The sequence below is a fragment of the Thalassospira tepidiphila MCCC 1A03514 genome (genome assembly GCF_001662875.1).
GTDB lineage: Bacteria > Pseudomonadota > Alphaproteobacteria > Rhodospirillales > Thalassospiraceae > Thalassospira > Thalassospira tepidiphila.
Map to the genome: position 1 here is coordinate 1 of NZ_JPVZ01000011.1, position 10,119 is coordinate 10,119.

The following is a 10,119-nucleotide window of genomic DNA, read 5'->3' on the forward strand; positions in this document are numbered from 1 at the left end:
TAACGTGCGGTTTTGTACGCTCAAACTTTTCCTTGGCCATTGCCCTCAGATCCTATTATCCGAACCAAAAAAACACGTAGTAACCCACCGCACGAGCCGACGGGTTGCATCATAAGAATATTGGAGCGGGTGAAGGGAATCGAACCCTCGTCGTAAGCTTGGAAGGCTTCTGCTCTACCATTGAGCTACACCCGCATATTTATGCTGCGAGCTCTCGCGAGGGCGAGAGAGTGGTGGAGGGGGCAGGATTCGAACCTGCGTAGACTAAGTCGGCGGATTTACAGTCCGCTGCATTTGACCGCTCTGCCACCCCTCCATCAGGGTCGTAACGCCATCCGGGTTTGACCCCGGCCTCGTTGCGGCGAGGGAGGGAATACGGCGAAGGCACCTACCCTGTCAACAGCAAAAAAAGCACGAAATCGTATTTCCTTTCCTATATGTTCGCCAAGTTTCGCCGATCAAACGAAGCAAACTGCATTCAGTCCCCTACGGCCCGGAGGTTTCCGCCATATGTCGCGTCGCAATAAATCCCGTTCAGGAAATCGTCATCAAGGTGACGGGGCACCCGATGCCCTCCCGCAAGGCGATGAAAACCGTGAAGGCAATTCGCGCCGCGGACGAAAACGCGGCCGTGACGGTGGTGGATCGGGTGGCAATTCGCGCCTGATTCTATTTGGGCGTCACCCGGTAATGATGGCAATTGCCAATCCGCAGCGCACGATTCACAAAATCTGGGCCACCGAAAACACCCGTGATGAAGTCATGGCCGCCCTTGCCGATGCCGAGCGCGATGACATCGCGGTAGATTCGGCCGGACGCACCGACCTTGATGAAATGCTGCCGCCGGGCACCGTGCATCAGGGCATGGCCATGCATTGCGCCCCCCTGCCCCAGCTTTCCGTCGAAGAACTGATTGCCGATCACCGCGATTCTGAACAATGCACGGTTCTGATCCTTGATCAGGTGACAGACCCGCATAACGTTGGCGCGATCCTGCGCAGTGCGGCGGCCTTTGGCGCATCTGCCGTTATCGTGCCCGACCGACATGCACCGCCCGAAACCGGCGTGCTTGCCAAATCGGCCAGCGGTGCGCTTGAAACCGTTCCCTATATCCATGCCGGCAACCTGAACCAGACGCTTGATAAGCTTAAGGGCGCGCATTTCTGGCTGGCAGGTATGGATGGCTATGCAGAACAGACACTGGCCGAAGCCAAACTGCATGGCCGTGTCGGGATTGTCATGGGATCAGAGGGTGAAGGCCTGCGCCGTCTGACGCGTGAAAGCTGCGACTTCCTGGTCAAGCTTCCGATGTCGGATCGCATCGAAAGCCTTAATGTTTCAAACGCAGCCGCCGTCGCGCTTTACGAGCTGTATCGCAAGTAGGCAACAGCCCACGAACACGTGCGTTTGAGGGGTTTTCACGGGATGTAAATTTCCGTGCTTCAAACTCTTGCAATCATCAGCGGCCCGGATTATGTTCGCGCCGCTCACGCCGGCATAGCTATAATTGGTAGAGCAGCTGATTTGTAATCAGAAGGTTGGGAGTTCGAGTCTCTCTGCCGGCACCAGAAATAATCCGCAAACACCCGCCAATGCGCAGATATTCTGCACTTCTGGCGGGTTTTGTTTTTCTGGCATTCGTAAAAATCCGCCAAAATTCGCTTGAAATTGATTCCCTTTTACGAACGAATTACGAATTCGCAGAGAGGGAGTCGGGGTATGGCGACCATCCGAAAGCTTGCCAACGGGAAGTGGCAGGCCCAAGTCGCGCGCCAAGGGGTGCGCCGGTCAAAGACGTTTGATAGAAAGGTCGACGCCAAGGATTGGGCAACGATTGAGGAACGCAATATCATCGAAGGCAGGGGTGTAGAGGCGTCAGAGCGCTCCTTTGCAGATATCCTGAAAAGATATGCCCGTGAGGTTTCGCCGTCGAAGCGTGGCGGCCGATGGGAAATGATCAGGATCGAGAAGTTCTGCCGCGACCCTATCGCCAACACGCTGCTTGATGATCTGACACCGGAAGAAATGGGCCGATGGCGCGACAAACGCTTGCGTGAGGTCAAGCCCGGTACTGTTATCCGAGAATTGAACCTGATGTCTGCGGCACTGACCACGGCACGGCGGGAATGGAAGTGGATCAAAGAGAACCCGATATCTGATATCAGAAAACCGGGCGGCACTCAGGGCCGTGATCGCCTGATCAGTGAACAGGAAATCGAGATCATCACATCGCTTGCCGGCGAAGATTACACCAAAATACCTGGGCGGGTTGGGCTGGCGTTTCTGTTTGCCATCGAAACCGCTATGCGTGCCGGAGAGATCTGCGGGCTCCATCAAGGCGACATCAACACAAAAACCCGTGTCGCCACGCTGCGCGAAACCAAGAACGGTACTTCACGCAAGGTTCCGCTATCCAGTCGTGCAATGGAAATTCTCGAAGCCCTGAACAGCTTGCCCCCGACTAATGGGCCAATCTTCCGGCTTACATCGCGACAACTGGATTCGAATTATCGCATTATCCGGAACAAGTCCGGCATTCAGGATCTGGTGTTTCATGACACCCGGCATGAAGCAATCACCAGACTTGCCAAGAAACTCGATGTCCTGTCGCTGGCCCGAATGGTTGGGCATAACGACATCAAACAATTGATGACATATTACAATGAGACGGCAGAGGATTTGGCGAAGCGGCTTGATTAGCGGTTATGTTTATTTGCGTGAACCGGAAAACACGGACTTGATGCCTGTCATCACCTTGTTGATCGCACCTGAAACAACTTGCTTCGGCCCGCCTGCCTTGCCTGCTTCGCGCAAGGTCATGTAGGTGATCACGATATAGGCACTGTATTCCACGATCTGGGAATACATCTGGACATAAACACTGCCGCCATCGCCAAAGAACTTGCCCGCGACCAGTTCGAATTGAACCGGCGCGGCCGCTTCGCCGAAGACCGCCCAGATACCGGCAATGAAGGTGTTGATCACGGCAAGGGCGATATCGACGGCAAAGACTGACATCACCGGCCAGACCATGGCGCGGGTCAACTGGCGCACCACCCAAGGCCGCGTTGTCATCCGCATTATAGCAACCTCTGTTGCTGCTTCCGGCGTCAGAACGGCAAGTGTTTCAGCATCGACCCGTCCGCCTTGGATTTCGAGGCGTTCGTTCTGGGCGCGATACATCTCGATTTCTTTTGTCATCCGCTCGGCGAATGCCTCCTGCTGTTCCGGAGGCAGGCTTTCAACAGCGCTTTGCAGTGCTGCCGGGGTGTCCGGGGCGGCATTGCCCGTGACTTCGTTATAGACCTGCTTCCCGGCATCAAACAGTTCTGTGGCGCCAGAGATGGCGGTAAAGATACCGGGCAGCATGGCAAGCAATGGGAAGACCATATCAATAACTCCACAGTGCCGGTGACGGGAAACCGTGCTGCTCGGCCATGTCGAGATGAAGGAAGCGACCGCTGCCTTTCTGCGACACTCCGATACGGCGGATACCGTGTTTGTAGGCAAGGAAAATAATACGCATGGCATCGCCGCCGCTGACCGCGATATCAGCGGCACAGCCATAGGTATGCGCGCCGGGGTTAGATTTGCCGCGCTCGGCTGAATGAGTCGGGTCGCGATAACCGGAACTGATCGTCATCGGCTTGCCAAACTCGGTGCGGATCGCCTGCAGGACATCAACGAACCGCTTCTGCATGTGGTTCTTGCCGGTTTCCTTGCAGTCAAACTCGGTCTTGGTGAAATTCGGGTAGTCGTTCCAGTTAATCATTGCGCCGCTCCTTTGTCTTGGCGGCGATTGTTCCGCCATTTGTAGTACATCTGCATCAGGAGCCACATGATCGTAAGCGCACCGATGACCAGCTTCATCGCAGGTTCCCAGTTCGTGAATTGCGCGAAGAAACCACCGGCACCCCCGACCGCTGGCGCGGCCGCTTTGATTTTGTCGATCATGCTGCTCCCCATTGCTGCTCGCATAAAAAAAGCCGCTCTATGCGGCCGGTCCTTTGAGTTTGTCTTCGAGATATTCCCATGCCTCGCCAGAAGCGACGAGGCAGCTTGGTCCGGATGGATACGTAAACAGGATCGTCCATGTCTGCCCGTCTGGGGCTTTAAGAACCTCGATCACACCGCCGTTTGATGTGACACCGACCGCAACAGGTTCTTCGCTGTATTTGGCCCGGAGACTGTCGATCACCTTCTGGCGATCCCCGCAGACCGGTGATGCCTCGGCCCCAGATGTGAGGGGCCAAGGCAATAAAAAAAGGACCGCGGCAACAGCGATCCCGTACCAACGGACAATCGTTTTCATGGCGTCACTCTTTCTTTGGTTTGGGGATGTCGCGCTTGACTGCCAGAACCTTGTTCAGGACGCGGTCGGTATCGGCAGGCAAGTCCACGCCGTTAAGGCGCTGCTGGTTGATGAACTTCCAGATCGCGTCGAGCTGCTCACCATTTGGCGGGTAGGCAAGACGACGCTGCTTTTTTACGCTCATTGTCATGGTTATTCCTCAGTATCCGGGAACCGCAACGTACTGCTTGATACGCTGAGATTTTGTGTTGGCTGTTACACACTTCATTACGAACTGGTCACCTGTCTGGGCTTCGACATTCGCCGTCGCCTTGATCAGCGTGTCGTCATCTCCATAAGCCCCCAAAACCGAGATAGTTGCCGCTGAAAAAGTCACGCCGTTATCGATGCTAAAAGAGATTACGCGGTCTGTTCCGTTGGTCACCGGGTCAATGTCCTCGACGCGGAACATGGCTGTGATATCGGATGGGTTAGCGGTTTCCAGTGTTGCCGCTGCGGATTGCAGCGTCATATCGCTAACAGACTGGACGCTTACTCCTGTAACGCCATAGGTCTTGCCTGTATCTGCGGTATATCCGGTGGCATCGACAGTTGAGGCTTCGTCACCAGTTTTATAATAAGCGTTCCAGTTCGCTGACGGTGACCCAAACTGGATATCACCAGCAGAAATATAAAAAGCTACGATCAGATCATCAGTGCCTTCGAAATCTAGCGAAGAAAAGTCAGAAGTAGCCGTCGCGCCAGCACTAATGACAGCGCTTCCAGATTCGCTAAAAAGAAGCTGCACAGGTGTCGAAGCAAAGTCGAATGCGTCTCCTGATGCTGCCGCAATGCCGATATATGCTGAGCCAATTGTCAGGCCAGCTGAGCTGCTCGCCTTGAAAGTTACCGAAACTGACTGACCGCCCGACGAAATTGCAGCAGCAGCGATGCGCTGCCGAACTGTTCTACCCGTGTTTCCAGAGCTGTTTGTTGATGCTGCTGCGGATGCGATTACGGTCTCTGCTGCATTAGAATAATAGTCTCCTGTAGCGTCATAAGTCGCGTTGGTAGAAACAGAAAGGGTATCTGAGATGAAGTTGTCGCTGATGATGCCGCCATACACTCCACCTGGATCACTGATTGCGATATCCGATTTGATGTATGAGATTAGCGCAGTGTCTCTTGCTGTGTTGTCGCGTACGTTGATCAGGTTTGTTGCGTCGAGTTCTGGCAACATTGCGTTTTGGTCCAGCGCAACGATGTTGTTTGCCGATGTCCCGACAGGCAACCCGATCAGCGCCTTGTCGGTTGTAACCCACTCATCACCGGCGTCGTTGACCGTGAAATCAAGGCACAGGTAATCGCTGGCAAGTACGATGCTGGATGCACCGTTGATAAGAGCGGAATCCGCCGCTGAAATCGTCAGATCACCACTGCCTGCTGTGCGGCAAATGCCGATATTGTACCCCGCTGCCAAACCGGAAAGCGCGGGCAGCGTCACTGCGGCATCAGACGCATTGTTGTAAGTGAACAGCGTCAGGCTTTCGCCAGTGCCTGGCATGAACGCGCCGGTTTTCTGTTCCCCGCTGGTGTAGGGATAAGTTGCGGCTGCAACGGCACGGTCGGCCTGAGCCTCGGCCTGATCGACATACGATTGGGATGCTGCGGCACCCTTAACCATCGTGATATTTTCACCAGTTGCATCGAACCCAACCAATGCATCTGCACGGATGCTTTTATGCGGCAGGGTGACCGCCTCGCTGTCCGTCACATGCAGGCGCAGCGTGCGGTTGATCTCGCTCTGCTGGCGCTGGTTCTCAATCGTCTTGCGATCAAGGCCATCCTCAACTGATTTCGGATAAATATCGTTGCCATCAAATTCTTGCGGCTGGGAAATCGGGGCCTTGTTATCGACACTGACAACAGAACCGGCAGGCGGAGCCGACGCGAATGTTACTGTGCCACCCGCCGGATCGCCAATGCCGGTCGAGCTGACGATTTCAAGCGTGGTGTCCTCACCCGTCGCAACGATTGTTTGCGTGACATCAAGGTCTGCCACGTCCTGAATTTTGAAGTTGTACGGAAACGTAACCGTCGAACCATCCCCTGCGGTCGTGGTCGGCGGAAGCTGGTTTTCTACCGTCATGGCATTATCCCAATAAAAAACCCGCCATGTGGCGGGTGAAGTTGTCAGGTGATGGTTGAATTACCGGGCGACACCCAGTTGGTTGTTGATGCCGCGTTCGGCCTCATCAAGAAGCCATCGCATGTAAAACAGGTTTTGATAGGGAAGAAGGCGACGCATCGCCGAGGTATCGCTTTCGCGCCAATCCCCGGCACTCATTGCGCCAATGGCTTGTGCCGCATCACTGATCGCGCCACTGGTCGGGCCGATCAGAGCCCCGATTACGTTCCGGCTGGCATAGCGTGACATGATAGGCCCGCCGGTCAGTGCCGACACCCCGACCCGGCCACGGGTCAGTTTTTCGGCAAGGTTGTTGACCTCAAAGAACCAGCCAAGCGAACCGGATCGATCAACACCTTCGGCAATCCATGTTCCGGGGTTATCGGTCGGCTCATATCCCGCGGCCTTGGCCTTGAGGTAATAGCTCAGCATGCCAAGCCCCACCATCATCGACATACCAGACAGAAACGCCGCGTCACGCTGTTGCAGGCCAGCAAGAAACACACGTTGCGTCGAGGCAATCGAGAACGACTTGAACTGCCCGATGACAGCGCCAAGTTCGGTCGACATCCAAAGTGGCTTGTCCTGCCCCGGTGTTACAATGGTGCGATCCACGTCCTTGACGATCATGGCCCGGAAGGCCTGAACCGCTTTTCGGTCGGTCCAGTTCGCGGTATTGGCAAGCTTGACGCCATCGACGTTATCGCCATGCGCCGCAAACTCTGACGCGATCCGGCGTGCCATGTCTTCATCAATCCCGGCGCGGGCCAGATTTTCGACGGTGGCGGTATCGGCGATGCCCTTGGTCCATTTGTCCACACCATCAAGGGCGCGCGACATGGTGACAACCCCGGCGAACTGCTTCACCGCCGCGTTCCATGGTGCCATCAGCGACACCACCCCGAACCGGTCAGCGGCATAGCGAATCCCGCGTTCGAACTTGCTATGCCGGCCAAAATCATCAGCAACATCGGCAATCGCCATCGACCGGCTATCAAGCACCATGTCAAGTGCCGTGCCTGCCTGGCGGACTTCATCACCGGCCAGGCGAAACGCCTTGAAGTTCTTTACCATCGGGCCAAGACCGTCCCCCATGACACGGCCCAAGCCATGCACCATGACAGGGCGGGCAATATCCGGGATGGCGGAAAGTGTCATGCCGCCCAACAGGCGGAGGTAATTCAGCGACCGCACCACGCGACCGACACGCACCAGAACACTGTTCGGGTCACGCGGCAGGGCAAAGGTGCCCCGCAACCGGTCACGGATTGCGGCAATGTCACGGATATCAGCGTCACGGGCCTTTGACAGTTTGGTACGTTCCGCGTCGGTCTTGGCCGTTGCAATCTTGTTGGCATAGTCGCGGCGGATCTCACCCAGCGGGGCTTCCATTTCCGCGCTTTCAAACCTTCTGGTCAATGCAACGTCGGCGGACATGGTGCGGGTATAGATCCGGCCCACGACGTTGATGTCACTTTCGAGAAATTCCTCGATCATTTCATCTGGGATCATGAAGACACGACCCTTGAGCGGCCCGCGGACCTCCCGCTTTGCCCGGCTTTGAGGGATCGGGTTGCTGTCACGCGAAAGATAGGCGTCATAGGGCAACCGGCCATCAGGCGTGCCAAGCACGCGGTCAACAATCTCGTCGGCCAGATCAAAGATTTCTGCGTCTTCCCAACCTTCCTTGCTTTGCTGGGCCTTAAGCCAACGGGCAACGATGGTGGTAAATTCGCCGCGACGGGCCGAAATCTTTTCGCTGTTATAGACGCGGTTCAAATACCCGGCTGCGGTTTCGACATCAACGCCATCGGGCAAAAGGCCAAGATCAATCGCGTCCTTTTTCAGCGGGTCAAAGACCTTGTCGCGCCATACCTTCGCGGCCTGCTGTACTTCCGGAATATCGTGACGATCACCGCGACGCATGGCGCGCCCGATTTCCTCGTTAAACCGGACACGATCCAGCATTCCGTCGCTGCGCCCGACAAGATCAGACGCACCGATCCGGGTCAGATCACCGGGGCGACGGTTGCGGCCACGGCGATATTTGACAAACAGGTCATCGGTTTCACGCACCGCGTTATAAAGCCCGGCCTGCGACATCTTGATTTCTGTCTCGGCCGCCAATGGCGTTGCAGTACCGAGTGCGTTCTTTTCATAGGTCAGCGGTGTTTCGGCCAATTCCTGAACAACGCGGCGGGTCGTGATGCTTTGCGACGTGGCGGCGCGCAACATCGGGTCCTGGAACCGCACGGCACGCTCCATGCCAAGGGCAGATTTCAGCTTTTCCTCGGCATTGTTGCGGCTCGACGCGGCGGCACCGACTGAGCCGCCCTGCCCGGTCGCTGGTCGCTGCACGTCTGGCAAGTCGTCGCTGGTCAGAACCGTTTCACCGGCATCAGCGGCCAGTTCATCGGCCTTGATTTCGACGGTATGCGGGCGGATCGGGTCAACATCGGCATAGCCTGGCACGGTCAGATCGCTATCAATGGCGCGCGAAATGTCGGCAGACTTCGCCGCAAATTCCGCCGCCGTCGCTGCGGTTCCCGTTACAAGATCACGTCGCGCCGTTTGTACCTCTGCCGCTTCGGCCCGCGTCGGGGAAAGATCGCCGTCACCGATAGAAACCTCAAGGACCTGCGACCCATCGTCGCTTTGTGACAAGGCGTACCGCACGGCACGGACTTCACCGGTATCTGGCGCGGCGCGTTCCACTGTCCAAGTCAGATCGCCGTTATCGGCACGTTGCGGCGCATAGTCGCGCATGGCGGCTGGCGCACCAGTCACGTCATCCGAAACAATCCTTGCCTCGTCATTGGTCCAGCGCACCAAAACCGGACCGCCATCGGTCGCGATATCAATCTCGCCGCGCGGTGCTGTGATCTGCTCATCGATCTGGCGGGCAACAACGCCATCACCTTCGCGCGACAGAACCGTTTCAAGCCTTGCCGCCGCTTCGATATCGGCTGTGTCGCGGGCCGCAGTTCGGGTCGGCGCTGCATCTGGTACGACATTATCAACGCTGCGACGAAACGAACCGGCTGCACCGCCAAGAATGCCTGACAGGAACGTCGCAACCGCGATGTTTGATGCCGCCTCGCCAATGCTGCGCGTTTCTTGGGCGTTATAAAGAATGGTTTCCGCCGCGGTCGAGCCAAGAAAACCGGCACGCGCCGTGGAAAGTCCGCCTTTGAGGATCGATCCACCCATAGAATAGGCGCGATAGGCCTGCCCGCCGACCGGGACAAGGTTGATCGGGTCAAAGATACCTGCACCAAAACTTGCCGCCATCCCCGGAAGTCCGGCGGCAGCCACGGTTTCACGGTCCTTGCGTTCGCGATCAATGATGCGCTTTACCCGGGCCACTTCCTCGGCGCTGTTGGCAAAGGCAAAGCTTTCGGAAAAGTCCTCATATCCGGCGATGTCGCCGAACGGGTCGAATGCTTCATCAATGACCAGGCGGTGCCGTTCGTCGCGCTGCGGCTTGAAACGGTCCTGAACAGATGCGCCGATGGTGTTTTCGAGGCGAAACGCCGCCGGGACCGTTTCACGGAAGAAATCCGGGGTATCGGGCGCAACCGCTTCTGGGATTGTCCCGATCTGGCCCGCCGCAGTGTTTCTGGTTTCAAACAGGGTCATG

9 protein-coding genes and 3 tRNA genes are annotated in these 10,119 nt (G+C 56.6%); 3 read left to right on the plus strand and 9 right to left on the minus strand.

Annotation, left to right across the window (positions count from 1 at the left end):
- Positions 1-121 precede the first annotated feature (121 nt).
- Together TH4_RS17865 and TH4_RS17870 are read right to left on the minus strand one after the other, a co-directional pair.
- Positions 122-195: transfer RNA gene (locus TH4_RS17865), tRNA-Gly, on the minus strand.
- 36 nt (positions 196-231) lie between these two features.
- Positions 232-316, minus strand: a tRNA-Tyr gene (locus tag TH4_RS17870).
- Positions 317-510: 194 nt separating this feature from the next.
- On the opposite strand from TH4_RS17870, the gene rlmB reads away from it, so the two are divergent.
- The 3 genes from rlmB (at position 511) to TH4_RS17885 (ending at position 2,700) form a co-directional block, all read left to right on the plus strand.
- A complete protein-coding gene (gene rlmB / locus TH4_RS17875; protein ID WP_008892100.1) occupies positions 511-1,383 on the plus strand; it encodes a 23S rRNA (guanosine(2251)-2'-O)-methyltransferase RlmB in 873 nt (290 codons plus the stop codon).
- Between the two features lie 108 nt (positions 1,384-1,491).
- Positions 1,492-1,568: transfer RNA gene (locus tag TH4_RS17880), tRNA-Thr, on the plus strand.
- A 151-nt stretch (positions 1,569-1,719) separates the two neighbouring features.
- Entirely contained in the window at positions 1,720-2,700 is a 981-nt protein-coding gene (locus tag TH4_RS17885; protein ID WP_064782199.1) for a tyrosine-type recombinase/integrase, read from the plus strand.
- A 9-nt stretch (positions 2,701-2,709) separates the two neighbouring features.
- Here TH4_RS17885 and TH4_RS17890 read toward each other — a convergent pair whose 3' ends face one another.
- The 7 genes from TH4_RS17890 to TH4_RS20825 form a co-directional block, all read right to left on the minus strand.
- The gene (locus tag TH4_RS17890; protein ID WP_064782200.1) at positions 2,710-3,390 is read right to left on the minus strand and encodes a hypothetical protein; all 681 of its coding nucleotides are present in this window, start codon (positions 3,388-3,390) and stop codon (positions 2,710-2,712) included.
- A 1-nt stretch (position 3,391) separates the two neighbouring features.
- Entirely contained in the window at positions 3,392-3,772 is a 381-nt protein-coding gene (locus tag TH4_RS17895; protein WP_157097788.1) for a D-Ala-D-Ala carboxypeptidase family metallohydrolase, read from the minus strand.
- On the minus strand, positions 3,769-3,954 hold the full coding sequence (locus tag TH4_RS17900; RefSeq protein ID WP_157097789.1) for a hypothetical protein: 186 nt from the start codon (positions 3,952-3,954) through the stop codon (positions 3,769-3,771). The genes TH4_RS17895 and TH4_RS17900 overlap by 4 nt, the downstream gene beginning before the upstream one ends.
- Positions 3,955-3,991: 37 nt before the next feature.
- Positions 3,992-4,198, minus strand: coding sequence for a hypothetical protein (locus TH4_RS17905; RefSeq protein ID WP_245227992.1), 207 nt, complete (start codon positions 4,196-4,198; stop codon positions 3,992-3,994).
- 118 nt (positions 4,199-4,316) lie between these two features.
- On the minus strand, positions 4,317-4,502 hold the full coding sequence (locus TH4_RS17910; RefSeq protein WP_157097790.1) for a hypothetical protein: 186 nt from the start codon (positions 4,500-4,502) through the stop codon (positions 4,317-4,319).
- Between the two features lie 9 nt (positions 4,503-4,511).
- A complete protein-coding gene (locus tag TH4_RS17915; RefSeq protein WP_064782203.1) occupies positions 4,512-6,440 on the minus strand; it encodes a hypothetical protein in 1,929 nt (642 codons plus the stop codon).
- A gap of 60 nt (positions 6,441-6,500) precedes the next feature.
- Positions 6,501-10,118, minus strand: coding sequence for a hypothetical protein (locus TH4_RS20825; RefSeq protein WP_209272171.1), 3,618 nt, complete (start codon positions 10,116-10,118; stop codon positions 6,501-6,503).
- Position 10,119: the final 1 nt, after the last annotated feature.

What these genes read in the sequence shown, in the direction of transcription:
- rlmB (WP_008892100.1), top strand. Translation starts at nt 511, where the DNA reads ATGTCGCGTCGCAATAAATCCCGTTCAGGAAATCGTCATCAAGGTGAC.
- TH4_RS17885 (WP_064782199.1), top strand. Translation starts at nt 1,720, where the DNA reads ATGGCGACCATCCGAAAGCTTGCCAACGGGAAGTGGCAGGCCCAAGTC.
- TH4_RS17890 (WP_064782200.1), bottom strand. Translation starts at nt 3,390, where the DNA reads ATGGTCTTCCCATTGCTTGCCATGCTGCCCGGTATCTTTACCGCCATC.
- TH4_RS17895 (WP_157097788.1), bottom strand. Translation starts at nt 3,772, where the DNA reads ATGATTAACTGGAACGACTACCCGAATTTCACCAAGACCGAGTTTGAC.
- TH4_RS17900 (WP_157097789.1), bottom strand. Translation starts at nt 3,954, where the DNA reads ATGATCGACAAAATCAAAGCGGCCGCGCCAGCGGTCGGGGGTGCCGGT.
- TH4_RS17910 (WP_157097790.1), bottom strand. Translation starts at nt 4,502, where the DNA reads ATGACAATGAGCGTAAAAAAGCAGCGTCGTCTTGCCTACCCGCCAAAT.
- TH4_RS17915 (WP_064782203.1), bottom strand. Translation starts at nt 6,440, where the DNA reads ATGACGGTAGAAAACCAGCTTCCGCCGACCACGACCGCAGGGGATGGT.
- TH4_RS20825 (WP_209272171.1), bottom strand. Translation starts at nt 10,118, where the DNA reads ATGACCCTGTTTGAAACCAGAAACACTGCGGCGGGCCAGATCGGGACA.